The following is a 25,664-nucleotide window of genomic DNA, read 5'->3' as shown; positions in this document are numbered from 1 at the left end:
TATACCTAGCTGACGACGCGGTTTGCTCCCGCCCTTCGGACGGAACCGCAAACGATGCCAAACACCACGAAACGCAGTGCGTTTGTGGTATAATACCTGCAAGCACCAGGGATGACGGGTCCGCATACGAAGCCGGACGCAAACCCTTTTGAGGCGTCATCATTTTCCTGTTGCCGCAGAATCATTTTTCGCATGATATCCGGCGGGTTTTCATACCCGGCCGAGCCGGAAGGAACTCGCACGATTCGGAACAGAACTGGAGGCAGAGCCTTTGAAATTTACCAAGATGCAGGGACTGGGCAATGATTATATTTATATAAACTGTTTTGAAGAACACCTGGAGCGGCCGGAGGAGCTTTCCCGGAAACTTTCCGACCGCCATTTCGGCGTGGGCGCCGACGGACTGATTTTAATCGGACCTTCCAAAACCGCCGATTTTAAAATGGAGATGTACAACGCCGACGGTTCCTCCGGGGAAATGTGCGGCAACGGTATCCGCTGCGTGGGCCGGTATGTCCACGACCGGGGACTGACGGACCAGGAGACCATAACCGTGGAAACCGGAGCCGGGATCAAGACGCTGCGGCTCCATGTGGAGGACGGAAAAGCAAAAAAGGCGACCGTGGACATGGGCGAGCCCATCCTGGAACCGGAGAAGATTCCGGTGCTGGGAGGAGGAGAGCGGTTTATCGCGCGGAGCGTGGAGGTCGGAGGACGGGAGTGGACCGTCACCTGCGTTTCCATGGGAAATCCGCACGCAGTGATCTTCGTACCAGAGACGGAGGCCCTGAACCTTGCGGAAATCGGCCCGCTGTTTGAATTCCACCCCCTGTTTCCCAACCGGATCAACACCGAATTTGTGAAGGTGCTGGACGGGGAAACGCTGCAGATGCGGGTGTGGGAACGGGGTTCGGGAGAAACCATGGCCTGCGGCACGGGAGCCTGCGCGACGCTGGTGGCCGCCGTTTTAAACGGATTTTGCAAACGGAGCGGGACGGTGCGCCTTCTGGGCGGCACGCTGCAGATCACCTGGGACGAGGGCGACAACCACGTATACATGACGGGGCCCGCGGAATTCGTATTCGACGGAAGCATCGCGGACTGAGAATGACAACCTGGAAGGAAAGGAAACTGAGCCAATGACAAAAATCAACGAGAATTTTTTGAAGCTGCCGGGCAATTACCTGTTTGCCGAAATCGCACGCAGGGTATCCGCCTATTCCGCGGAGCACCCCGATAAAAAGCTCATCCGCCTGGGGATCGGAGATGTGACCCGGCCACTGGTCCCCGCTATTACGGAGGCCATGCACCGGGCGGTTGACGAAATGGGACGGGCGGAGACCTTCCGGGGCTACGGGCCGGAACAGGGATACGAATTTCTCAGAAAATGCATCGTGGAGAAGGACTACCGGCCCCTGGGAGTGGAGCTTTCTCCGGATGAGGTCTTTGTCAGCGACGGGGCCAAGAGCGACTGCGGCAACATCGGGGACATCTTTGCCGCCGACAATATCGTGGCGGTCTGCGACCCGGTGTACACGGTCTATGTGGACACCAACGTGATGGCCGGCCGGGCCGGGGAATACGTGGACGGGCGCTGGACAAAGCTTCTGTACATGCCATGCACGGAGGACAATCATTTCACGCCCATGCCTCCCATGGAGCGGGCGGACCTCATCTATCTGTGCTTCCCCAACAACCCCACCGGCGCCACCGCCACCCGGGAGCAGCTTCGCATCTGGGTGCAGTACGCGCTGAAAAACGAATCGGTGATCCTCTACGACGCGGCCTACAAGTCCTATATTTCCCAGGAGGATATTCCCAGGAGCATCTATGAGATCGAGGGCGCCAAGGAATGCGCCATCGAGTTCTGCAGCTTTTCCAAGACGGCGGGCTTCACCGGGACCCGCTGCGCCTATACCGTTGTGCCAAAGGCTCTGCGGCGGGGAGAGGCGCAGCTCAACGCCCTCTGGAACCGGAGGCAGACCACGAAGTTCAACGGCGTTCCCTACGTGGTGCAGCGGGGCGCGGAGGCTGCCTATTCCGAGGAGGGAAAGCGGCAGCTCCGGGAAGTGATCGCCTACTATATGAACAACGCCCGGGTGATCCGGGAGGGGCTCGCGGCAGCGGGGCTCACGGTGTACGGCGGCGTCAACGCACCCTACATCTGGGCCAAGATCCCCGGAGGAGGCTCCTCCTGGGACTTCTTCGACCTGCTTTTAAAGGAAGCCAACGTGGTGACCACGCCGGGAGCCGGTTTCGGGCCCAGCGGCGAGGGGTATATCCGCCTCACGGCCTTCGGGGACGCCATGGCCACCCGGGAAGCAGTCGAGCGAATCGAGGCTTTCCTGAAGAAATAACGGCAGAATCCGCGGCAGCCGGGCCGGATTTCTGCGCGAGAGTACCCGGATTTGGATGAACGTCGGAGAAAAGAACAGAGATACGGCGCAAGAACCTATTGCAGCACGCAAAGGAGCGGGAATCTGCGGCATTCCCGCTCCTTTTTATTTGCACTGACAAGCCGGCCGGTGCTATAATACTATCTACTATTATTTATACAATGAGCCATTTTAAATGAAATCTGATTGAATGAACGATATCGGGAGGACACTGTATGTGCGGAATCGTGGGCTATATCGGCAAGGAAGAGGCCGCGCCCATTTTATTGGACGGGTTGTCCAAACTGGAATACAGGGGATATGACTCGGCGGGCGTCGCCGTGTTTACAGGAAAAGAGCTCAAGGTCATAAAGTCGAAGGGGAGGCTGAAGCTTCTGTCCGACATGCTGGACGGAGGCCGCGCCCTGCCCGGCACCGTGGGACTGGGACACACCCGGTGGGCCACCCACGGGGAGCCTTCGGATCTCAACGCCCATCCCCATCTGAGCCACTCCGGGAAGATCGCCGTGGTCCACAACGGGATCATCGAAAACTACATGAGGCTGAAGGAAATGCTCCTTGCCAAAGGGGTGACCTTCCGTTCGGATACGGACACCGAAGTGGTGGCCCAGCTGCTGGACTACTTTTACGAGGGGGATATCCTCAAGGCGGTGGCTAAAACCGTGGACCGGCTGGAGGGCTCCTACGCCCTGGGGATCGTGTGCAGCGACTGCCCGGACCGGCTGGTGGCCGCCCGGAAGGATGCGCCGCTGATCCTGGGCTACGGCAAAAGCTGCAATTTCATGGCTTCGGACGTAACCGCGGTGATCCGGTACACCAAGGACGTGTGTTACTTGGACGACGGGGAGATCGCGGTCTTAAAGGAAGGGGAGATCACGGTCTACAACTCCATCCTGACCCCGGTGGAAAAGCAACGCAGCCGGGTGGACTGGGAGATCTCCGCCGCGGAAAAGGGCGGATACGAGCACTTCATGTTCAAGGAGATCATGGAGCAGCCCAAGGCCGTGCGGGACACTCTTTCCCCCCGGATCAAAAACGGCCGGGTGGTCTTCGAGAACCTCAGCCTGACGGAGGAATATGTAAGGAGCCTGAACCGGATTCTCATCGTCGCCTGCGGGTCGTCCTACCACGTGGGGATGAACGCCAAATACATCATGGAAAAGCTGCTGCGAAAGCCGGTGGAGGTCGTACTGGCGTCGGAATTCCGGTACTGCGATCCCATTGTGGACGAAAGTTCTCTGGTCATCGTCATCAGCCAGTCCGGCGAAACCGCCGACACCCTGGCAGCCCTCCGGGAGGCCAAGCGGCGGGGGGCCAGGACCCTGGCGGTGGTGAACGTGGTGGGAAGCTCCATCGCCAAGGAGGCAAACGACGTGATCTACACCTGGGCGGGGCCGGAGATCGCGGTGGCCACCACCAAGGCCTACAGCACCCAGCTGGTGATTCTGTACCTCATCACCCTGCGGTTTGGCGAGCTTCTGGGCACCATCGCCCCGGAGGAATACGACGCCATCGTCGCCGAGCTCCAGCGGATTCCCTCGAAGATCGAAGAGATCCTGGAACACAGAGAGAAAATTCAATACTACGCCTCCATCTATTTCAACAACAGCTCCATTTTCTTTATCGGGCGCAACCTGGATTACGCCATCTGCATGGAGGGCTCCCTCAAGCTCAAGGAAATCTCCTACATACACTCGGAGGCCTATGCCGCGGGAGAGCTGAAGCACGGGACCATCTCCCTTATCGAGGACGGCACTCTGGTAGTCGCCATGGCAAACCACGGGCGGCTTTTCGACAAGATGGTGAGCAATATCAAAGAGGTCAAGGCAAGGGGGGCCGACGTATTGGGCCTCACGGGGGCCAAGCACGCGCGCGCGCTGGAGCAGGTGGCGGACAACGTCATTTCCATCCCGGAGACCCACGAGATCCTGATGCCGTCTCTGGCCGTTATTCCGCTGCAGCTGTTTTCCTATTATGTGGCCCTGCAGAGAGGCTGCGACATCGACAAACCCAGGAACCTTGCCAAATCCGTCACCGTGGAATAAGGCAAAGGGGCGACCCCGGAGCCGGAGCAGACCTGAGAAAACGATACGCCCCCGCCGAGACTTCCAGGTCAAGGCGGGGGTTTATGTCTTTGCCGTCAGGCGGAAACCGGCGGATTTCCGGAAGGCGTTTCTATTGGGAGGCGTCCGCATATTCAAACCCGGCGCCGGAGCTTTCCCTGTCGAAGAGCAGGCGGCCGTCCTGAAAAAAGCGGAACCGGACACGGCAGGCGGGGGATTCCCGGATGGTCCTGGACATGGTGCCCCGGAGGGGGGCGCGCAGGTCGAAGCCGGAACCGGAGAGAACCTCCGCCTCCAGACGACAGTCTCCCCGGCAAATGATCAGGCGGTCCGGAGCCATGGCCTCCACCTTCGCCCCGGTATAGGTAGCCAGACGATACTCCGTACCCCGGAAGTGGACTGCGGCGATGCAGCCTAAAAAGGAAGGCCCCAGGAAGGGGATTTTTGCCGCCGAGGCGGAGATAAACAGATCTCCGGAGGGAAAATCGTTGCACTGGACCCAGCAGTATTTTTGCGGAAAGGAGCTTCCCCAGTCCTTTTCGATGTATCCCACGCCGTTTTCAAAGGAATAGGTTTTCCCGTTAAGGACAATCCGGCCCCAGATTTTGTGATACAGGCTCAGAATGCCGTGGCGGCATTCCATCCCTGGCAGCCGGCGGAAGGGCCCCATGATATCGGTGCGCAGGGGGGTGAAGCGGCCGTAACGGACTGCTCCCCGGCACTCCAGACCGTCGGATTTGACATCCAGGACGATCCCCTCCTCCGTAAAGAGGCAGTTTCCCACACGGATGCGGAGAGCACGCTCTTCCGCCCGGAAGGCGGAGGGATCGAAAGACGCCTGGTGGGCCCCTTCGTTGGTGATAATCTGAAGGAACGCGTTTTGTTTCCCGGATGCGTCCAGGCTGATTCCGGGTATGAAGGCAACGGCCAGGGGACCTGCCTGGTGCTTAAAATACCAGCCTTCAAAGAAGGAGCGGGAATGGTCCGCCCCGTGATACTGCTTCATCCTTTTGCCCCTTTGCGCCCGATTTGTTCTAATTCCAATTTTTCCCGAAGAGACCGTTTCTATGCGCGCCACGATCCTAATCCCGGGAAAAACGGAGAAAGCGCAAAAAGCCGCCGGAATATCCCAAAGGCGCACAAAAGGGTATATACTGTCTCTATAGAGATAACTTACAGCCGCGGACCACGGCGCCGGATTCGCGCCGCCGGAAGAAAGAGGGATCTGAAATGGAACTGAAAGGAAAACGCATCGTAATCACGGGCGCCTCTTCGGGACTGGGGCGGGAGATCATGCGCCGCATGCTCTCGGCCGGCGCCAGGGTGGTGGGAGTGGCACGGAATACGGAGCCCATTGTCCGGGAGTTCGGAGAGAAAGGCGCCATGGCCATCTCCTGCGACGTATCCGATCCCCGGCAGCTGGACGCCATGCTGGAAGAGGCAAAGGGGCTTCTGGGAGGAATCGACATCTTCTTTTCCAACGCCGGGTTCGGTTATTACGGCCCTATCGGCGGGGCCGACTGGGAAAAGATCGATAAGATTTTCAAGACCAATGTCTACGCCCCCATCTACACGCTGGAAAAGCTCACGGAGGGAGGCGGGACCGAGCCTCTTACCTTCGTGCTCACCATATCGGGTCTGGGGAAGATGGTACTGCCGGGCTTCACCCTTTATGATTCCACCAAATTCGCTCTGGACGGTTTCGTCCGGACCTACCGGATGGAAAAGCCGCGGAACGTGAAGATCGTTCCCGTCTATCCCGTGGCCCTGTTCACCCCGTTTTTCAAAAAGGCTGGGGGCAACGACACGCCCATGCCCCTCATGGCCCGGCAAAGCCCCAAGGTGACGGCCTTCATTATCGAGATGGGGATCCGGGCGGGAGTGCGGTCCATCTATCCCTCGCTGGTGTTCATCATAAGATGTCTTCTGGCCCGGGTGACGCCGGCGGACGTACTGGTGCAGCTGGTGGAGTACCCCCGTTTCCTGGCGTGGAAAAAGCGGCACGGCATCACCGAAAAGGGAAGCGATTAAAAATTCGTATTGTATTTCATTTCGGCGGGGGCGCATCGGCGCCTTCGCGGGGAATCTGCTTCTCTCTGTTTTTTGGAGGGCAGCAGTTTTTGTCAGTATCGCCAAATATACCTTGACGGTGGGGGAATTTGTGGTATATTTGATATGAATGGTGAATCGATATTCATATTATTCTCCGCGGAACCATCCCGGAGATAATCCGGGACAGGCCTTCGGGACATATGGAAAGGATGATACTTATGCCAATTTTAGACCTCGACGGCGTCAAGCTCTACTATGAGGACAGGGGAAACGAAAAGGCAAAATCCGCGGTGGCCTTTTTAAACGGGGTCATGGCCAGCACCAACAGCTGGGATTTCATCTCGCCGGTGTTTGAGGAGATGGGATTCCGGGTGATCCGGCACGACTTCCGGGGACAGCTCAAGTCCGACAAGCCTGCGGGCCCGTATTCCTTCGCGCAGCACGCCGGGGACGCCAAGGCACTGTTTGAGTCCCTGGGTATCCAGCGGGTGCACTTGGTGGGGACTTCCTACGGCTCCGAGGTGGGCATGAAATTTGCCATTTTATACCCGGAAATGGTGCAGTCTCTGACGGTGATCGACGGAGTGAGCGAGCTGGACGAGGTACTGAGGGGCTTCATCGACAGCTGGACGCTTCTTTGCGAGCTGGGGGACGGCGAGAAGTTTTTCCGGGGCATGACCCCCAGCATTTACGGCAACTCCTTTATCCGGGAGCACGGAGAGATGCTGGATCAGCGGGCAAAGGCCTGCAGGCTGCTGCCGCCGGATTACCTGGAAGGGCAGAAAATCCTCTACGAGACCTTCGAAAAGGACGTATACATGACAGACGAGCTGCACAAAATTCAGGCCCCCACTCTGGTGATCGTCGGCCAGGAGGACATCCTCAAACGGGTCAAATTTTCCGATATCATCGCCAGGGAGATCCCGGACACCGAATATGTGATCTTGCCGGACTGTGGCCACGTGGGCATTTTTGAAAAATACGGGACCCTCAACACGCTTTTAACGGGTTTTCTCTGCAAACATGACGGCAACTGCCGTCTAACGGTGAAAGCCTGAGGCTTTCGTCAAAAAATCCGCAAATTTTTTATTGTTATTTCCCTGCCCGGTTGCTATACTAGTATTCCACAGACGTGAGCAGTGCGCACATGCCTGCGGCCTGCCGCAAGGCGGCGGGCGGCGGTGTTTCCGCCGGACGGATCTTGTGGTTCTTATCCTGCAAAAACGCCGCACTTATGGGCCCGCTGCCGGATGGGCCAATAGTGGTTTTGCCGTTTTTCCGCAGGGAGATAAGCGTCACGATCCGATTCATTGGATGGGGATTGCACCAGGGAGGGGAAAATTCTTTGGACACGCATATCATTCCGCCGGTATATTCTCAAATCGCGCTGGATGTTGCCATGCGCATCGCCCGGGGCGAACTGAAGGAAAATACCAAAATTTACGGGCGCTCGGTTATGTCGTCGGAGTACGGCGTTTCACCGGAAACGGTACGAAGGGCGCTGCGGCTGCTGGCAGACATGGACATTGTGGAAATCAAGCAGAACAGCGGAGCTTTGATTCTGTCGGCGGACAAGGCAAAGCTCTATGTGGAGAGGTTCAATTCCCACAACGACACCCGATCCATGCAGATGAACTTAAACGAACTTTTAGAGCAGCAAAAAATCCTCTGCCGCCGGATTTCGGAGGTGGCGGGAAGCATCGTGCGCACCAATGAGCGTTTTACCTCCACTCATCCCTTCGTTAATTACGAGGCGACCATTCCGGACAGTTCGCCCATCGTGGGAAAAACCCTGGGAGAGCTGATGTTCTGGCAGGAAACCCGGGCAACCATCATCGCCATCCGCCGTGGCGCGAGAATCATTCTCTCTCCCGGGCCATATGCGGTGCTGCAGGGAAACGACACCCTGATTTTTGTGGGAGATCTGGACAGCTCCCAGGCAGTGGCAGCTTTCATCCGGAAATAGGGATTGTTTATTATCTGATTCCGGCCGGTTCCGATTGGAACCGGCCGATTTTTTGTGTAACGCGGGAAACCGCCCGCTGAGCCGGCGGAAGGGAAAAGGCCTTTACCGCCTGAATCATCCCGCCCTCAGGCGACAGGCTTCCCTTTGACAAGAGAGGCAAGGGCGTAAATAGCCTATTTATGGGCGGCGGGACACGTCTGCATCAGTTGGAGACCATTCGAGGGCTTTCAGCCCCGCCGGCAACAGACCCTGATAGGGCAAGAGAAAGCCGCCGTTTCAGCCGGCGGTTTTGATTTTCATCGGTTCTTTTCCCCGCTCTTTTTAGCAAATACAGCCGTTTGTATCTGCGGAAATCCTTTGCTTTTTTTAAGGCCGGCCGCCGGAAAAAGGGGGTGCCGGCCCGTACAAATGGATGAAAATGGATAATATAGGTTGACAACTGACAACTTGTACTTTATAATAAAGTTGTTTATTGCGTATAAAACGACAAAAATACCCCCGCACAGAGGGGAAGGAGAGGCCTATGATTCAATTTCAAAATGTAAACAAAAGCTATGGAAACAAGAAGATTCTGGACGATCTGAGCCTGGAGATCCGGGACGGGGAATTCGCAGTGCTCATCGGACCCAGCGGCTGCGGCAAGACCACGACCCTCAAACTCATCAACCGCCTGATCGAGCAGGACAACGGAAAGATTACCATCGACGGGCGGGACATCTCGGAGGAAAACACCGTGGAGCTCCGGCGCAGGATCGGCTATGTGATACAGCAGATCGGGCTTTTTCCCAACATGACGGTGGAGCAGAACATCTCCATCGTGCCGAAGCTTTTGAAATATCCCAAGGAAAAATGCGATGAAATCGTTCACAGCCTGCTCAAACTGGTGGAAATGCCCTATGAGGAGTACGCCCATAAATATCCCGCGGAGCTCTCCGGCGGGCAGCAGCAGAGAATCGGAGTCCTCCGGGCTCTGGCCGCGTCGCCCCCCATCGTGCTGATGGACGAACCTTTCGGCGCGCTGGACCCCATCACGAGGGAGCTGCTGCAGGAGGAAACCCGCAGGATCCAGAAGAAGCTGAAAAAGACCATCGTATTCGTCACCCACGATATGGACGAGGCGCTCCGGCTTGCCGACACGATCCTATTCATGCAGGAGGGGAAACTGGTGCAGGCCGCCTCCCCCGAGGAGATGCTCCGCAATCCGGCCAACGACCTGATCCGCAGCTTCATGGGCAGGCATATGGAATCGGCCAACGGAACCGCCAAGCTCCTGGCGGAGGATTTCATGCGGACGAGGGTCCTGAAGGTCCCGGAAACCATGCACACCCTGGAGTGCATTGAAATGATGCGCCAGCGCGACGTGAACACTCTGGTGGTCCTTCACGAGGACGATACATACGCCGGGACGGTGTCTATAGAAACCATCCGAAAGCACGGGCAGGCCGGGCGGGAAATCCGGGAGCTCATATCGGACGAGGCGATGACCATCTCCAGGAAGGAAGACGCCAGGGCGGCCTTCGACCAGCTGCTGGCTTCCTCTCTTCAATACCTGGTGGTGCTCAACGAGGACGGGACCGTGGCGGGGCTCATCACGCGGACCAGCATGGCCAAGGCCATGGGGGAAGCGCTGTGGGGGGAGCTTACGTCATGACCATAACGCAGTTTGTTACCAAGAACTGGGTGTACATCCGGGACAGCCTGGTGCGGCATTTGGAGCTGGTGGTGATTGCCGTCCTGATTGGAATCGTCATTTCCATACCCCTGGGCATTTTGCTGTCCAGAAATAAAAAGCTGGCAGCGCCCGTGCTTGCCGCGGTGGGGGTCATCCAGACCATTCCGGGTCTCGTGATGCTGGGCTTTGCGCTGCTGTTGTTCGGCATCGGGATGAAGCCCGCCATTTTTGCCCTGTCCCTGTACGCAATCCTGCCCATCCTGCGAAACACCTACGTGGGAATCACGGGGGTGGACGCCGGCTGCATCGAGGCGGGACGAGGGATCGGCATGACGGGAAGCCAGGTGCTCTTCATGCTGGAGCTGCCTTTGGCCCTTCCCTCCATCGTCAGCGGCATCCGAATCTCCACCGTCTATATCGTCAGCTGGGCGACCCTGGCGGGCCTCATCGGGGCGGGCGGTTTGGGAGATCTTATCTGGACGGGACTGTCCAATTATAATACACAGTATATCCTGGCGGGCGCCATCCCTTCGGCCGTCATGGCCTTTCTCTTCAGCGGCCTGATCGGGCTTGCACAGCGTGCGCTGACTCCCAGGGGACTGAGGAGGGTGAAACAATGACGAACCTTTTTCCTCTGATCCTGGAGCACATGTACATCGTTGCCATCGCCATCGCCATCGCCACGGCAATCGGCGTTGTTCTGGGCGTGATTTCTTTCTGGTATCCGCGCCTGGGCACGTTTATCCTTTTTGCGGCCGAGATGCTCCAGACCATACCCTCGCTGGCGCTGCTGGCCCTTTTGATGATCCTGCTGGGACTGGGGAACACGACCCTTATCGCAGGGTTGGTCCTGTATGCGCTGCTTCCCATTGTCCGCAATACCAATACCGGCCTCGGGGGAGTGCCGGATCATCTCCGGGAAGCAGCGCGGGGAATGGGTATGAACCGCATGCAGCGCCTTGCGCTGGTGGAGCTCCCCCTATCCTTCCCGATGATTTTCTCGGGAATTAAAATTGCCGTCGTCAACTCACTGGCCATAGCGGTCATGGGCGTGCTCATCGGAGCGGGAGGACTGGGATATCCCATCTACCGCGGGATCCAGATGCGCAGCTTTGAAAGGATTATTACCGCGGCGCTGCCCGTGGTGATTATGGCCGTGGGGTTTGATTATCTTATGACGGGATTCGAGCGCAGACTCACAAAACGAAAATAGGAGGTAACAATGAAAAGAAGACAAAAATGGATCGGGCTTGTACTTGCTCTGGCCCTGGGGCTCGCCGTGGTTCTCACCGGATGCGGGGAGAAAAAGACGGTGACCATAGGGTCCAAGGACTTTGGAGAAAACATCGTTCTCGGAGAGATGTTCGCCCAGCTGATTGAAGCCAAGACGGACATCACGGTGGAGCGGAAGCTCAACATGGGCGGAACTTTCGTCTGCTTTGAGGCGATCCAGAACGGCGATATCGACATGTATCCGGAATACACGGGCACAGGCCTGACGGCCCAGCTGAAAATGGACGTCATCAGCGACCCGGACGAGGCGTATCAGGCGGTATCCGACGAGTTTCACGAGCAGTTCAGCATCAAATGGCTGAAACCCTTTGGTTTCAACAATACTTACACCCTGGCGGTGACCGATGCGGTATACCGGGAGTACGGCGTGGAAACCTTCAGCGATCTTGCCAAGGTCTCCGAAAATCTGGTGTTCGGCGCGGAGCACGAATTCTTCGACCGTCAGGACGGATATGATGGACTGGTGGAGACTTACGGGCTGAAATTCAAGGGAGAACCTCTGAAGATGCAGGTGGCTCTGAAATACCAGGCCATCGGCAACGGGGACATGGACGTGACCGACGCATTTGCAACCGACGGTCCCATCCAACAGTACAATCTGCATGTCCTGAAGGACGACAAGGGGTTCTTCCCGCCTTACTACGCGGCTCCCATTATCCGGGAGGATACTTTGGAAAAGTACCCGGAGGTGGAAGATGTCCTTAACACTCTGGCGGGTCTCATCGACGACGCCACCATGACGGAGCTCAACTACAAGATCGACGTGGAGGGCCAGGAAGTCGCAGACGTAGCTACGGAATTTTTAAAGTCCAAGGGGCTTATCGACTGATAAACCCATCCGCTTGCCTTTTCCTGCGGGAGAAGGGTGGGGACAGAGGCGAAGCGCCCGGGAAAATCCGACGGATTTTCCCGGGCGCTTCGGCGCATTTCACGGCGCAGCATGAGAAAGCTCTTTTGAAATTCCACCGGGCGAAAGCCAGGAGAGCAGGCAAGGAGTCCTTGCGAATCGGAAGCAAGGGTGCTACAATGTATGAGGACCCGCGTAGAGATAGACAGCGGGGTGCGGAAGACGTCTCTTCTACAGGGGAACCGGATTACGCCATCTGCCGTATCAGCGGCAGTTTCCGGAGAAGCCGACCGGACGGAATGCACCCAGGAAAGGAATGAACCGGCGATGAAAAAGCGCATGTCAATGGCTCTTGTTGTCATCCTGATTGTATGTATGTTCAGCCCCAGCGCTCTTGCCGCCAATCTCAAGTCCGTTCAATCGGCAGACGCCCTGTATACCCTGGGTCTTTTTAAGGGAACAGGGACCGACGAGGCGGGAAACCCCATCTTCGCGCTGGACAGAACGCCTACCCGGGAAGAAGCGGTCACCATGCTGGTGCGGCTTCTGGGCAAGGAGGACGAGGCGCTCAGCGGAAACTGGACACATCCGTTCACCGACGTGGACGCCTGGGCCGCTCCTTATGTAAGCTACGCCTATGTCATGGGGCTCACCAAGGGAACGGGGAGCACAACATTTGGAAGCGCAGTGCAGGTGAATGCGGCGCAGTACCTCACCTTTGTGCTGCGGGCTCTGGGTTACAGCGACAGCGCGGGTGATTTCAGCTGGGACACCGCCAGCGTTTTGTCGGATGAAATCGGTCTTACCTCGGGAGAATACACCCAGGGGGATTCCTTTACCCGGGGAGACATCGCCTCCATCTCTTTCGGCGCCCTTTCCCAGAAACTGAAGGGCAGCACTACGACTCTGACGCAAAGCCTACTGACCGCCGGCGCCGTCACCGAGGAAGCGGTAAACAGCGCGGGCCTTTCCGGCGCTCTGAATGCCGGCAGCGGGGCGCTGAAAACCCTGTCGTCGGAGGAAATTTATACAAAGTGCGCGCCCGCGGTGTTCCGGATCGTGGTCTATGACGCGGCAGGCACCGCGCTTGGCACTGCAAGCGGCTTTTTTATCAGCAGTTCCGGCATCGCGGTGACCAACTATCATGTGATAGACGGCGCCGCCTCCGCCCTGGTTTATGTTCCCGGCAAAACGGAACCCTATCAGGTTAAAGGAGTTTACGACTACAACACAAGTACCGATCTTGCCGTCCTCCAAGTGGACGGCGACGGTTTTCCTTATCTGGAGACGGAATCCACCGTTGAGCCGCAGGGAGGCGCAACCGTTTATGCCATCGGGTACCCTCTGGGCCTGAACAGCACCATATCCCAGGGGATCGTATCCAATCCCGATCAGACGGTGGACGGGAAAGAATACATACAAACCACTGCTCCCATTTCGGCGGGCAGCAGCGGAGGCGCTTTGATCAACGCTTACGGGCGTGTGATCGGCGTAACCTCCGGCACTATTTCCGACGGGCAGAATCTCAATTTCGCCGTTCCCGCAGCAAATCTGGGAACGCTGTCCCTGGAGTCGGTCCGCACTCTGCAAGCGGTGATCCAGGAGCAGAACGCCCTGCGCGCGCAGATTACCCTGGGGGTATCCCCCAGCTCTCTCGCGCTTCAGATCGGCCAGGAGGGAACGGTCCGCATCACCACCAACACCGATGACGACGATATTTCCCTGGAGTACTCCATTTCCGACGAGTATGTGGCCATGGGGCAATGGGGAGACTGGGTGGACGATTATTCCTGTGAGCTTCACATTATAGGCATGTCCGAAGGCTCCGCAACGGTTAAGGTCCGCTTTGCGGACGACACGGGGAATCCTGATGCTCTTGTGGTTTTTACCGTAACGGTTTCCTCCGGTGCCGTCCCGGTGAGCACATACAGCATGATTCCGGGAGCTCCCGATTTCGGGAGCTATATAGGCGTGGCGTTACATAAGATGACCCAGTCGGATGCTTCCTCCGGGGTGGAAAACGGGGTGATCTACACTTATCTGGCGGACGATGTTTACAACATTGTGGGGGACGACAATTCGTTTTTCTACGGATACTACGCTTTGCTGGAAGCGGCGGGTTATTCCTATGTTGGCGGTCAGCAGAGCAGCAGCGGATATGTAGTCATGATGTTCAAAAACCAGGAGTACAATAAGACTCTGTATTACGGGATGGCGGAAGACGACGACGGTTCGGTAGTCTTTTTTATCATGGCGTATGACAGTCAATGATGGCTTCCAGCGCAAACGCCCGACAAAGGCATTCCAGATATAACCCTGTGATTACCGAGGAAAGGAGGAACAATACTCTCGAGCCGGACCGGTCCCCGGCATTTCTGACGCGCGAATACCCAGCGCAGAAACCAGCGACGCATTTAAACTCAAATGATACAGGAGGATAGGAACCATGCCTAAATTTGTCAGCTTACAGGAAGCAGTGGATCAAATCAAGGACGGAGCAACCGTATTCACCACCGGATTTGGATTAGCCGGAATGCCTGAGTCGATGGCAATCGCCATCAGCGAATCATTTGAAAAAACGGGACATCCCCGTGATTTGACCGTATACTGCGCGGCGGGCGCAGGCGATTTCAAGGGCCGCGGAGTCGGATACCTTGCAAAAGAAGGGCTCCTCAAGCGTTACGTCGGCGGGCATTTCGGAGCGGCGGGACCCGGATTTCAGGCTATGATCGCGGACAACAAGGTGGAAGCTTACAATCTGCCCCAGGGAGTAATCGCCACCATGCCGAGAAATATCGCAGCGAAACGCCCCGCGCTTTTTACCAAAGTCGGATTGGGCACTTTTGTGGATCCTCGCCTGGAGGGAGGCAAGGCCAACGAAGCGGCCAAGGATGATCTGGTGGAGGTTTTCAATTTCAAGGGTGAAGAGTGGATGTGCTATTATCTTCCGAAGGTGGACGTGGCCATCATCCGCGGAAACGTTTCGGATGAAAACGGAAATATCACCATCGAAAAGGACGGAGTCATGGTGGAGACCTTCTCCGTGGCGGAGGCCGCGAAGTCCTGCGGCGGAATCGTCATCGCCGAGGTGGAGCTGGTGGCGAAGGCCGGTTCGCTCCATCCCAAACGTGTAAAGGTACCGGGGATCGTTGTGGATTACGTGGTCCATTCCACGCCGGGGCACCATTTCCAGACCATGGGTACCTATTACAGCCCCGTTTTCAACGGCGATATCAAGGTTCCCACGGACGCCGTTCCCGTTATGGAACTGAGCGACCGTAAGATCATCTGCAGGCGGGCGGCCATGGAACTGAAAAAGAACGCGGTGGTCAATCTGGGCGTGGGCATTCCCGACGGAATCGCAGCCGTTGCCGCGGAAGAAAAAGTCAACCAACTGCTGTGCATGTCCACCGAGGGCGGCGGAATCGGAGGGATTCCTGCGGCCGGGGCGGATTTCGGCAACACCATCAACGCCGAGGCAATTATCGAACAGCCCTATCAGTTCGATTTTTATGACGGCGGCGGCATCGACATCACTTATCTTGGACTTGCCCAGGTGGACGAAGCCGGAAACCTGAACGTCAGCAAGTTCAACAATCGTCCCACCGGATGCGGCGGATTCATCAACATCACGCAGAACGCCAAGAGCGTTGTCTTCTGCGGGACCTTCACGGCGGGGGGCCTGGCTACGGAGGTCAAGGATGGCAAGCTCCACATTCTGAAAGAGGGCAAGAACAAGAAATTCATCAAAAACGTGGAGCAGGTCACTTTCTCGGCCAAATACTCACAGTCCATCCATCAGCCGGTACTGTACGTCACCGAGCGGGCCGTGTTTGAGCTGACTCAGGAAGGCCTGGAGCTTACCGAGGTTGCCGACGGCGTGGATCTGGAGAAGGATATTCTGGCGCAGATGGAGTTCAAGCCCATCATCAAGAACGTCAAGAAGATGTCTCCCGAGATCTTCCAGGAGTCCTGGGGCAAGCTGGCAGGGCAGATTAAGGACTAATGCGGCGCCGGCCGGCGGAGGGAATGCCGGCGGGGCTTTCTTTGAGCAAAAAGCGGGGACATACCGAAGCGTATGTCCCCGCTTTTATGATATCTGCGGTATCAATCCTTGCGATGCGGCATATTCCGGCTTTGAGGCGGCGCTATTTTGGGCAGCCGCGTTTCCCAGCCGGTTTCGCTGTGCCAGTCCGGCCCCTTTTTCAGGACGTATGCGCGGAGCAAGAAGAGCGTATCCCCGTCGAGAGAGCGAAGCATTTCGTCCGGCTCATCCTCCCAGAAGCAAAGGTTCAGGATTTCCACGAGATCCCGGAGACTGTGCACATTCCGGAGCACCAGATCCACCTTTTCCGAAACGGAGGAGCAATCGGAAAGCGTTTCCGCGAGGTCACGAAGGGTCCCGTCGTCCATGGTTTCATTATCGGCAAACATCGGGGCGGAAAAAACCACATCGGGTTTATCCGGCAGAGAGGGGAAGACTCCCGCAAGATCTCCGCTTTTCGCCGCTGCAATGATTCGGTGAACCAGATTCCCGGCCGCGATCTCCAGATATTCCCGCTCTTCCGGGCCGCTGAGCCCCAGTTCACGGTACAGAGCTAACGCGGAGGAGTTAAGCTCCTCCCGAACTTCTTCCGGAGAGGCGCTTTTAAACTGATTCAGCAGCAGGATTTGTCCGGCGGGGGAAATGTCCAGGAAACGGATGGGTTCGCCTAATATATTGCAGGCCAAGGCATTGGGGACTGTAATGGAATATAGGTTTACAGGCATGGACAGGTCGCCGCGGCAGTGAAACAGAGCAAGCCTTGTGACGGCGTACTCCTCCAGACGCAGGCAAAAGGCATTTTCCAGCGCCAGACGGCGCAGGTATTCCCGGATATATTCCACTCCCCCGAGATTTTCCGGAACGGGCAGGCACAGGGGATAATCGACGGAACAGGGGATCTGATGGGCGAAAAAACGGTAGTCGTACCGCTGAAAAAAGGCATCCATTTCCTCAAGGGTGCTCTCCTGGGCCATTGCGGAGGCGGGGGGCAAGGATGCTTTCGCCCGTTTAAGAAGTTCTTTGGCCTCACCCAGACGCTCCTCGATGACGCCCCAGGAAAATTCCAGGAGCGCGTCCAAATTTCCGGGTTCCGGCGGCGGAGCTCCGGCGGAGACGGCCAGCCCGATGGAATACAGAATCGACTCCAGAAGCTCTCCGGCGGTTTCCGCGGGGACGGAGGAGCTGTCTGCCATGGTATAGCGGCGGACGCGGCGGCCGAGAAGCTCCCAAAGGGCGGGGCGGAGAGACTCCGCGTCCCATGGGGCGGCTGGACGGCCGGAGAGCGCAGGCTTCTGAGGAAGAATTTCTTTTTGTTCCATGCGTCCTCCTTAAAAAAGACGGCCGTCCCCATCCGTTTTGTATCCGTATCGGGTGTTGCGGCAGAGATCCTCCAGGGTGGTGCCGCTCAAATAGTCCAGCGAACCCTGGCATACGCCGTCAAAGCACCGCTTCATGAAGGAAATGAGCTCGTCGTCGGGGATTTGGTCCTGAGACTCGTTTTTAAAGTAGTAAAAGGAGTCCTGAAGCTCGAGAAGAGTGTCCTCGTAGTTTTCCTGGGAAATATAGGGAGAATCGCAGAATTCCACCGCAAGCTTTTTCAGGATACCGGAGCCGAATTCCACCCGTCCCGTGTCCCTAAGGGCGGAAAAACGCCGCTGTACAAGATTACGGATCTGGGCGTCCGAAAGAGAAAGGCCGTACCGCAGTGTTAAAGCGTTGCAGCTTCGCAGTTCTTCCGTTTCCAGGGCCGTTTGCGATGAAATCAAAGAAAGCATTTCAGTATCGTCCATGATTTCGCCTCCCACAACAGGATATCTCCGGCGGACGAAGTTTACAAGACTTGAAATTTCCCCCGATTTGTGGTAGTATAATTACAGAAAATCCGCGGAATATTTATCCGCGGATTTAATTTATATGGATACCGGAACCCGGCCGCTGCGCTTGAACGGCAATGCGCAGTGTGATACAATTAAAATGATAGAACATTCAGAGCGAGCATATCCGCGCGTATCCGCATGATTCCGGCAGGCAGCAGCGTCAGACCGTTTTGTTTACGTGGAGGCACGGTATGGGAATCAACGCAAGTGAATGGTTATTAGGGGCAATCCTGATCCTGTTCTTTTTCCTCACCGGGAAGGGATTTCTCGGCTTTGGCGAAAATTCGCTGAAAGGTCACTGGGTCTCCGACGACGGAAACCGGATGTCGTTTGACGGGATCGGCGAGGTCAGCATCAACTTTGACACGTACGAGTATACCCTGCTTTACGACAACAAGGTTACGATCACCGGCAAGGACGTCACCTTTCTGTATTCCTATGAGGTGGAAAAGGATGTGCTCACTTTAAAAGACGCTTATTCCGAGATCACGCACGTGTACCACAGGGATAAAAACCGGGAGGAATTCTAAACGCCATGATACGAAACCGTATCATGGCGTTTCTTTCGATTATGGAGCCGGTCAGGCGGCAATCGGGTGCAATTTTTCTTTGGCGGCCTTTGCATTTCCCGCGAAGGAGGCAAACAGATACAGTCCCAGGACCATGGTGAAGCCGGAGGCGGAGAGGGTGCTGAAGCGCTCGAAGACACCGAAGAGGGCTTTGGGGGCGAGGCCGGTCCCGACGGCTCCGACGAACATGAGGATCAGAGCAGCGGAGGCCCAGAGGGCCAGTGAGCGGCAGGTCCGGCCTCTGAATCCGCCTGTGATAATCAGAACGAGGGAGAGGATGGACAGGAGCACCACCAGGGCGGTGACCGCCACGTGCATCTTATCCTGAAAGGTGCCGGCGTAGCCGCTGCCGGTGAGGGGAAAGAGGGAATAGCCCACGAAGGAAACCGCGTTCATGACGGCAAAGGCGCAGATTCCAGCCCGGAGGGTCCGATTCAGCCTGTCGCGGACAAAGACGCAGGCCGCGGCCGCGCAGAGGACCGCGCCGATGCCGTAAAGCGATCCGAGCTGGTTCCAAAGGGCCCGGGAGGGTGCGTCTGCGGCGCTCAAGTCGCTCACCGCCTGGCTCATCCAGTCGTACCCCGGGTAGGCAAGAGGGGAGAAGAGAACCGCCGCCAGATAGGAAAGGAAGCTCACCGCTCCCAGAAGGCCAAGCCAATTCAGCCATGTCCGTTTCATACCTTTTTCTCCTTATTGCCGTACAGCCGGTAAAACTGCCGGATGTGCTTTTCCAGAAGGGACGTCGCCTCCGGCTCTCTTTCCGGTCGGCAGTCGCATAGAGTGAGCAGGAGGAAGACGGGGGAGTAAAACTGCAGCGCCATAACTCCGGGGTCTTCCGGGAGAAGGTTCCCGGTCTGAATCAGCATGCCGAAGAGGGCGCCCTGAAAGGAAAGAGGATCGTCGATGTACTGTTTTGCGTAAAGCGCGGGCAGTTTAGGGCTTCGGTACTGCTCCATGGAAAGGGCCCGGCGGAAATTGGCGGCGTATTCGTCATGAAGAAAATAGCCGAAAAGGATTTTTCCGGTCTGGACCAGCTGTTCCTCGCTCATGGATGTGAAAAGGGAAGCGTCCTTGCCGGGTTCCGCGCCATTCATCTGCAGCGATCCCATCTGCTTCTGATAGCGTTTTTCCATTTCCTCGAGTATGGTATCGAAAATGTCCTGCTTGCTTTTAAAGTGCTTATACAGGGAAGGAGCCCGGATACCCACGGCGTCGGCGATCTGCTGAACGCGGACGGCGTCGAAGCCGCCGGCGGCGAAGAGACGGAGCGCTTCGCTGAGGATGCGCTGCCTTGTATTCGTACGTTTCATTTTCCCTTCCTCCCTTAAGCTAACGTTTGTTAGCTTAAGTATATGCTAACAGTTATTAGCTGTCAAGGGAAAAACACGGGTTTTTTGCAGGGCTGGACTTCAACAAAAATGTCGATCCAACAAACAAGACAGTACGGTTGTCCCCCCACCTCCGGCGGGGGGACAACCGTACTGTCTTGTTTAATTTTTTATTGGATAATAGTGTTATTAAAATGAAGGAACCGATCCGGGACGGTTTATCCGCGGATCGGTTCCTTGGTGCACTATATTTTAGGACAAGCTTTATCCGTTTTCCAGGGCGTTTAAATATACCTCGGCCGCGTCCAGGTCCTCCTCGGAGAAGACCTTGAAGCCAGCGTTCCGCAGGAGCTCAACGGCCAGGCCCTGGCCGGGGATTTTGGTGTCCGTAAAGGTCCCGTCATAAATAAAGCGGCTGCCGCAGGAGGGACTGTCCTGCTTCATGAGGGCAAAGGCGACGTTGTTGAGCTTGGCGAGCCGCACCACCTCCATAGCCCCCGCGGTGTATTCCGCGGTGACGTCCGCTCCCGTACCCGTGAGCACCTTGTCGTCCACGCGCTGGGAGTCGGGGCGGGGGATAGGGAGCCCTCCGAAGACCTCGGCGCAGATGGGCACCAAGCGGCCCTCCTCCTTCCACTTCAAAAACCGGGGATCACGCTCGGCAACATCGCCGGCGTCGTAGCGGACGATCCTTCCGCCGTAGAGACATTCACTGACCAGAATCTTTTTCATGGCTGTCCTCCTTTTGTTGGGGCTTTCTCAGAAAGCCGGTTTGCCAGGGCAGGACACGTCATTGTGTTGATACCAGTATAGAGGAAGGAAGGGGGTTCGGCAACGGCGGGAGGAGAATTTCGGAGATTTGGCTGGGTTTGGAGTAAGGAGGGGGGAGAAATATGGTGAAAATGGGGGAAGGGTATTCATTTGGCCTGTATCCTGCACAGGCAAGGCGGGGCTGTATTTTTCCAATCGTTTTTTCTGGCGGAATCGAAAAAAACTCTTGACTTGGAGTGTACTCCAGGTGTTATGCTTTCAATAGACAACGAGGGGAAAGCACAGAGCTTTGCTCTTTGCCAATTCCGGGAGAAGCCGGAACGAAAAATCAGGAGGTACCGTCATGAACAATTCAATGGTCAAAAAACGCATGTCCGCGAGGACACAGGCCCTGTCCACCATCGCGGCGGTGGTCGCCGCCGTGGCGCTGCCGCAGATCTTCCACACTCTGGGGGCGGCGACGGGAATGGGGTCGGCGCTGGGGGAGATGTTCCTGCCGATGCACCTGCCGGTCTTGCTGGTGGGGTTTCTGGCGGGACCGCTGGCGGGACTGCTGGCCGGCGCTTTCAGCCCGATGGTGAGCTATTCCCTTACAGGGATGCCGGGCCTTGTTATGCTGCCGTTTATGGTGATCGAGCTGGCCGCGTACGGGGTTTTCGCCGGCCTGCTGCGGGAAGTGCGGTTGCCCTCGCTTTTCAAAGTGATCATCGTGCAGATCGCGGGACGCGCGGTGCGCGCTGCGGCGATCCTTCTGGCCGTCTACGGGCTGGGCAACACGGCGGTGAAGATTCCCGTCATCTGGAACAGCATTGTGACCGGCCTGCCGGGCCTGGCTCTGCAGTGGCTGCTGGTTCCGCTGATCCTGCTCTGGGCGGCTAAAAGACGAGGCAGCCATGCGTGATATCGACAAAGCAAAGCAGCTTCTTTCCCAGGGCGGGTACACCTGCGTTCTGTGCAGGGGGGGAACGGTATACACCAGCACGCTCCGGGGAGTGACCCCCGTGGTGGAATGGCTGGACGCCGGCACGGATCTGCGGGGGTTTTCCGCCGCTGACAAGGTGATCGGCAAGGCCGCCGCCATGCTTTTCGTGCTGGCGGGGGTCGGGGAGGTTTATGCGCCGGTGATGACCGGGACGGCCAAAGACATCCTCACCCATCGGGGAATCCGCAATTCCTGTGACACGATAACAGGCAGCATCATCAACCGCGCGGGGACGGGACCCTGCCCCATGGAACGGGCGGTCAAGGAGATCGAGGAGCCGGCCCTGGCCCTGGAGGCGGTGAAACAGACCCTTCTAAGACTGAAAAACGAAACACAGGAGGCAGGAAATTGAAAAAGTTAGGTTTTGGGTGCATGCGGCTTCCGCTGCCGGACCCGAACGTGCAGAAAGAAATCGACATAGATCAGTTCTGCCGTATGGCAGACATATTTCTGGAGCGGGGCTTCACGTATTTCGACACCGCCTATATGTACCACGGCTTTAAAAGCGAGATCGCAGTGCGGGAGGCGCTGGTGAAGCGGCACCCGAGAGACAGTTTTACGCTGGCCACCAAGCTGCCGATGATCTTCCTGAAGAAGGCGGAGGATCAGGAGAGAATCTTCAACGAGCAGCTGGAGAAATGCGGCGTTTCGTATTTCGACTACTATCTGCTTCACAATCTCAACGTCAACCACTACCGCGTCGCCCAGGAGCTGGACAGCTTCGCTTTCATATCCCAAAAGAAGGCGGAAGGGAAGATCAGAAAGATCGGATTTTCCTTTCACGACAGCCCCGAACTGCTGGACGAAATCCTAACGGCCCATCCCGAGGTGGAATTTGTCCAGCTGCAGCTTAACTACATGGACTGGGACAACGCCACGATCCAGTCGGGCAAGTGCTACGAAACGGCGAAGCGCCACGGGAAGCCCGTGGTGGTCATGGAGCCGCTCAAGGGCGGAACGCTGGCCGCCATTCCCGAGGAGGCGGAGGCGATCCTGCACGGACTCGCGCCCGACAAATCGACTGCCTCCTGGGCGATCCGGTTCGCGGCGAGCCTCGACAACGTGATGATGGTGCTCTCCGGCATGTCCAATCTGGAGCAGATGCTGGACAACACCGCCACGATGCAGGATTTCCAGCCCCTTTCTCCGGAGGAGAGCGAGGTATTGAACCGGGCGAAGGAGATCATCAACCGGTCCATCACCGTCCCATGCACCGCGTGCCAGTACTGCGTCGATGGGTGCCCGAAGAATATTCCGATCCCCAAGTACTTTGCGCTGTACAATACGGAAAAGCAGTGGAATTCCAGGCTTTTCTCCATCCACGCGGCGTATTATTCCAATCTCGCCCAGGCGTACGGCAAGGCGTCCGACTGCATCGAGTGCCGCAAGTGCGAGAAGACCTGCCCGCAGCATATTGAGATCACCAAATACCTCAAGGACGTAGCGGCAACCTTCGAGAAATAGAACGAATTTCGGCCGGAGCCGGGGAGGAAATCCAATGACCATTGCGGAAGTGAGCAAGCAATACGACCTCACCCAGGACACGCTGCGCTATTACGAGCGGGTGGGCATGATCCCCCCGGTGAACAGGACCTCCGGAGGCCTGCGGGATTACACCGAGGGCGACCTCAGATGGGTGGAGCTGGCCAAGTGCCTGCGCAGCGCCGGGCTCCCGGTGGAGGTGATGATCGAGTATCTGAAGCTGACCCAGGAGGGAAACGAAACCATCCCGGCCCGGCGGGAGCTCCTTCTGAAACAGCGGGAGCAGCTTCTGGAGCAGAAGCGGGCTATCGAAAGCACCCTGGAGCGCCTGGATTACAAGATCGGCAGGTATGAAAAGGCCATGGAGACCGGCGTTTTATCCTGGCGGGACGAGGAATAATTTTCAGCCCCTTAAGGAAAACAGCAACAGCGCTCCCTTGGGGGAGCGCTGTTTTGTTGTGTAATGCAGAAAACCACCCGCTAAGCTCGTGGAAGAAAATAGAAAGCGATCCAGCAAGAATGTTATTTCACGAATTAGAATCCCACCACCGCTGAAGCGGTCCCCATCCCTTTGACAAGGGAGGCAAGGACGTAAATAACCTATTTATGGGCGGGTGGGACACGTTTGCATGAGTTGGAGTTCATGTATGGGCTTTCAGACTCGCCGATTTTGATTTCAGGCAGGAAATATACGCCGTAAGGATTATTTTCTCCCCCGGCAGAAATGCGGCGGGAGCGGGAGAGAACCGGCCCCGTTGATTTCAGCTTTTCCGGGTGGTATTATTAGGATGAACCATGACTCATGGTTTTGGCCCGCGTCACGGCGGAAGGAAAGGAAGACCCGGAATGACCGCGAAACAGAACAGCGCCGGACGGAAGCTCTATTCCGTAGGCGAAGCGTATATGATCTTTTTCCGGGCGATGTACACCATCCCGGGGCTTCGGAAAGGACGCAGGGACGGCATGCTGTCGGGCGATTTCATGGAGCGGCTGATGCTTGCCGTGACCGAGGTCAATCAATGCGCCCTTTGCTCATACGCCCATACGAAGATGGCGCTGGAGAGCGGGATGAGCCGGGAGGAAATCGAAGCTTTGCTCTCCGGCGATCCATCCGGCGTCAAACCGGAGGAAATGACAGCGTACCTCTTCGCGCAGCACTACGCGGACAGCCGGGGTAGGCCCTCGGAAGAGGCCTGGAATTCCGTCGTGAGGCAGTACGGCAAAGAAAAAAGCGCCGCCATACTGGGGGCGATCCGCATGATCATGATGGGAAACGCCTACGGGATCCCTCTGGGGAGCTTTCTGGCCCGTTTTTCGGGAAAGGCATCGGATCCGCGCAGCAGCATCTGGTATGAAATCGCGATGCTTGCCACGTTCGCCGTGTTTATCCCCTGCGTGATCGTAAACGCGCTGGTGGCCGCCCTGCTGCGGCTGCCGTTGATCGCTTTCAGCTGACAGAAGGCGGGGAGGGAAGCCGCCGCTAAACCGAACAGGTTTATTTCGTTATAAAAAAACACTCCAGACGCTGCGGCATCGGGAGTGCTTTTTATAAGAAAAGCGCGATTGGGAGCGGGAACGGGATCCACGGTAGACGCAGAAGGGAAAACCGCGGGGCGATGCCTATAAGCGAAAAAAGCGGCAAAACAGCTCCGGCGAAATTTACAGGGATTCGGATAGGTCCCGCAAAACGGCGGGCAGATCCCCCAAGCGGGAGATCGACGGGATACCCGATCCCATGTCCGGGAGCCCCGACTCCCACGCGAACCGGAGCACTTGGATCCCCATTTCCCGGGCCGGCAGGAGATTTTTCATCCTGTCGTCGATAAACAAACAGGCCTCCGGCCGGCAGGCGAGTTTTTCAAGAGCATATTGATATATCCCTGCGTCGGGCTTCCGGATCCCCACGTCGCCGCTGATGACCGAACACTCCAAAAGAGCGTCAAGACCGGATTTTTTCCGCAGATACGCGGACCACGGGCCGATGTCGTTGGAGAGCATGGCCAGGCGGAAGCCGCTTTGCCGGAGGGTTTCGGCCAGGGGAAAGAACGCTTTGTCCGGAGCCGGAAAAGAGGAGAGATAGGATTCCTCCAGGGCTTCCGGGGCGGCTCCGGGGATGCGGCATTTCCACCAGAAGGTTTCCGGGGAGATGAGGCCCAGGCTGGCATCGGAATACAGGGCGTTAATTTCTTCTGAGGTTATATCCGGGTTCCGTGCCTGCACAAAGGGCACCAGAATGTCGTTGGTATCGTCCCCCACGGGGAAGATGACGCCCATGGCGTCGAAGAGGATACATTCCACACGCATGTCTGCTTTCTCTCTTT

At 57.0% G+C, this 25,664-nt stretch carries 25 protein-coding genes; 18 read left to right on the top strand and 7 right to left on the bottom strand.

The genetic code is table 11. The features are described 5' to 3' along the window. Positions 1–271 precede the first annotated feature (271 nt). From dapF to glmS, 3 genes are all read left to right on the top strand, one after another. Positions 272–1,105, top strand: coding sequence for a diaminopimelate epimerase (gene dapF / locus B9A13_RS12575; RefSeq protein WP_084235509.1), 834 nt, complete (start codon positions 272–274; stop codon positions 1,103–1,105). A gap of 34 nt (positions 1,106–1,139) precedes the next feature. Further along, positions 1,140–2,357 (top strand): LL-diaminopimelate aminotransferase, encoded by a 1,218-nt coding sequence (locus B9A13_RS12570; RefSeq protein ID WP_084235508.1) that lies wholly within the window; start codon positions 1,140–1,142, stop codon positions 2,355–2,357. A gap of 254 nt (positions 2,358–2,611) precedes the next feature. Beyond that, a complete protein-coding gene (gene glmS / locus B9A13_RS12565) occupies positions 2,612–4,441 on the top strand; it encodes a glutamine--fructose-6-phosphate transaminase (isomerizing) (protein ID WP_084235507.1) in 1,830 nt (609 codons plus the stop codon). Positions 4,442–4,571: 130 nt separating this feature from the next. Here glmS and B9A13_RS12560 read toward each other — a convergent pair whose 3' ends face one another. Then, entirely contained in the window at positions 4,572–5,465 is an 894-nt protein-coding gene (locus B9A13_RS12560) for a tocopherol cyclase family protein (RefSeq protein ID WP_084235506.1), read from the bottom strand. A 224-nt stretch (positions 5,466–5,689) separates the two neighbouring features. On the opposite strand from B9A13_RS12560, the gene B9A13_RS12555 reads away from it, so the two are divergent. The 9 genes from B9A13_RS12555 to B9A13_RS12515 all read left to right on the top strand — a co-directional run bounded on the left by B9A13_RS12555 (position 5,690) and on the right by B9A13_RS12515 (position 16,295). Then, a complete protein-coding gene (locus B9A13_RS12555) occupies positions 5,690–6,490 on the top strand; it encodes an SDR family NAD(P)-dependent oxidoreductase (protein ID WP_084235505.1) in 801 nt (266 codons plus the stop codon). 239 nt (positions 6,491–6,729) lie between these two features. Next, entirely contained in the window at positions 6,730–7,569 is an 840-nt protein-coding gene (locus B9A13_RS12550) for an alpha/beta fold hydrolase (RefSeq protein WP_084235504.1), read from the top strand. Between the two features lie 287 nt (positions 7,570–7,856). After that, positions 7,857–8,477, top strand: coding sequence for a GntR family transcriptional regulator (locus B9A13_RS12545; protein ID WP_159448138.1), 621 nt, complete (start codon positions 7,857–7,859; stop codon positions 8,475–8,477). Between the two features lie 523 nt (positions 8,478–9,000). Next, positions 9,001–10,128, top strand: coding sequence for an ABC transporter ATP-binding protein (locus tag B9A13_RS12540; protein ID WP_084235502.1), 1,128 nt, complete (start codon positions 9,001–9,003; stop codon positions 10,126–10,128). Further along, positions 10,125–10,769 (top strand): ABC transporter permease, encoded by a 645-nt coding sequence (locus B9A13_RS12535; protein ID WP_084235501.1) that lies wholly within the window; start codon positions 10,125–10,127, stop codon positions 10,767–10,769. The genes B9A13_RS12540 and B9A13_RS12535 overlap by 4 nt, the downstream gene beginning before the upstream one ends. Continuing rightward, complete coding sequence (locus B9A13_RS12530) at positions 10,766–11,362, top strand: ABC transporter permease (protein ID WP_084235500.1); 597 nt, start codon at positions 10,766–10,768, stop codon at positions 11,360–11,362. Before B9A13_RS12535 ends, B9A13_RS12530 begins: the two co-directional genes overlap by 4 nt. Before the next feature lie 9 nt (positions 11,363–11,371). Beyond that, entirely contained in the window at positions 11,372–12,271 is a 900-nt protein-coding gene (locus B9A13_RS12525; RefSeq protein WP_084235499.1) for a glycine betaine ABC transporter substrate-binding protein, read from the top strand. 345 nt (positions 12,272–12,616) lie between these two features. Next, a complete protein-coding gene (locus B9A13_RS12520) occupies positions 12,617–14,560 on the top strand; it encodes a S1C family serine protease (protein ID WP_159448137.1) in 1,944 nt (647 codons plus the stop codon). 175 nt (positions 14,561–14,735) lie between these two features. Further along, a complete protein-coding gene (locus B9A13_RS12515) occupies positions 14,736–16,295 on the top strand; it encodes an acyl CoA:acetate/3-ketoacid CoA transferase (RefSeq protein WP_084235497.1) in 1,560 nt (519 codons plus the stop codon). Positions 16,296–16,396: 101 nt separating this feature from the next. Here the strand turns inward: B9A13_RS12515 and B9A13_RS12510 are convergent, their stop codons facing one another. Together B9A13_RS12510 and B9A13_RS12505 are read right to left on the bottom strand one after the other, a co-directional pair. Next, complete coding sequence (locus tag B9A13_RS12510; protein WP_084235496.1) at positions 16,397–17,653, bottom strand: DUF6179 domain-containing protein; 1,257 nt, start codon at positions 17,651–17,653, stop codon at positions 16,397–16,399. A gap of 9 nt (positions 17,654–17,662) precedes the next feature. Further along, positions 17,663–18,124 carry a DUF6323 family protein gene (locus B9A13_RS12505; protein ID WP_084235495.1) on the bottom strand — a complete coding sequence of 154 codons (462 nt, stop codon included), beginning with the start codon at positions 18,122–18,124 and terminating at the stop codon, positions 17,663–17,665. 278 nt (positions 18,125–18,402) lie between these two features. Between B9A13_RS12505 and B9A13_RS12500 the strand changes: the two genes are divergently transcribed. Continuing rightward, on the top strand, positions 18,403–18,741 hold the full coding sequence (locus tag B9A13_RS12500) for a hypothetical protein (protein WP_084235494.1): 339 nt from the start codon (positions 18,403–18,405) through the stop codon (positions 18,739–18,741). Between the two features lie 51 nt (positions 18,742–18,792). Here B9A13_RS12500 and B9A13_RS12495 read toward each other — a convergent pair whose 3' ends face one another. The 3 genes from B9A13_RS12495 to B9A13_RS12485 all read right to left on the bottom strand — a co-directional run bounded on the left by B9A13_RS12495 (position 18,793) and on the right by B9A13_RS12485 (position 20,840). Further along, on the bottom strand, positions 18,793–19,458 hold the full coding sequence (locus tag B9A13_RS12495) for a DUF998 domain-containing protein (RefSeq protein WP_084235493.1): 666 nt from the start codon (positions 19,456–19,458) through the stop codon (positions 18,793–18,795). Beyond that, positions 19,455–20,090, bottom strand: coding sequence for a TetR/AcrR family transcriptional regulator (locus tag B9A13_RS14605; RefSeq protein ID WP_084235492.1), 636 nt, complete (start codon positions 20,088–20,090; stop codon positions 19,455–19,457). The genes B9A13_RS12495 and B9A13_RS14605 overlap by 4 nt, the downstream gene beginning before the upstream one ends. A 282-nt stretch (positions 20,091–20,372) precedes the next feature. Further along, positions 20,373–20,840 carry a 2-thiouracil desulfurase family protein gene (locus tag B9A13_RS12485; RefSeq protein ID WP_084235491.1) on the bottom strand — a complete coding sequence of 156 codons (468 nt, stop codon included), beginning with the start codon at positions 20,838–20,840 and terminating at the stop codon, positions 20,373–20,375. A gap of 382 nt (positions 20,841–21,222) precedes the next feature. Between B9A13_RS12485 and B9A13_RS12480 the strand changes: the two genes are divergently transcribed. The 5 genes from B9A13_RS12480 to B9A13_RS12460 all read left to right on the top strand — a co-directional run bounded on the left by B9A13_RS12480 (position 21,223) and on the right by B9A13_RS12460 (position 24,798). Beyond that, the gene (locus B9A13_RS12480) at positions 21,223–21,780 is read left to right on the top strand and encodes an ECF transporter S component (protein WP_084235490.1); all 558 of its coding nucleotides are present in this window, start codon (positions 21,223–21,225) and stop codon (positions 21,778–21,780) included. Further along, entirely contained in the window at positions 21,773–22,213 is a 441-nt protein-coding gene (locus B9A13_RS12475) for a DUF1893 domain-containing protein (protein ID WP_084235489.1), read from the top strand. Before B9A13_RS12480 ends, B9A13_RS12475 begins: the two co-directional genes overlap by 8 nt. Further along, positions 22,210–23,325, top strand: a complete 1,116-nt coding sequence (locus tag B9A13_RS12470) for an aldo/keto reductase (protein WP_084235488.1) — start codon at positions 22,210–22,212, stop codon at positions 23,323–23,325. Before B9A13_RS12475 ends, B9A13_RS12470 begins: the two co-directional genes overlap by 4 nt. A 34-nt stretch (positions 23,326–23,359) precedes the next feature. Beyond that, positions 23,360–23,743, top strand: coding sequence for a MerR family transcriptional regulator (locus B9A13_RS12465; protein ID WP_084235487.1), 384 nt, complete (start codon positions 23,360–23,362; stop codon positions 23,741–23,743). Positions 23,744–24,189: 446 nt separating this feature from the next. Next, entirely contained in the window at positions 24,190–24,798 is a 609-nt protein-coding gene (locus B9A13_RS12460; RefSeq protein WP_084235486.1) for a carboxymuconolactone decarboxylase family protein, read from the top strand. Between the two features lie 204 nt (positions 24,799–25,002). On the opposite strand, the gene B9A13_RS12455 is transcribed toward B9A13_RS12460, so the two are convergent. Then, entirely contained in the window at positions 25,003–25,647 is a 645-nt protein-coding gene (locus tag B9A13_RS12455; RefSeq protein WP_084235485.1) for an HAD family hydrolase, read from the bottom strand. Positions 25,648–25,664: the final 17 nt, after the last annotated feature.

Origin of the sequence: Papillibacter cinnamivorans DSM 12816 (genome assembly GCF_900176335.1) — a bacterium.
GTDB classification, from domain to species: domain Bacteria; phylum Bacillota; class Clostridia; order Oscillospirales; family Oscillospiraceae; genus Papillibacter; species Papillibacter cinnamivorans.
The sequence above is the reverse complement of the archived record's forward strand: the minus strand, read 5'-3'. Positions and strand labels throughout refer to the sequence as shown.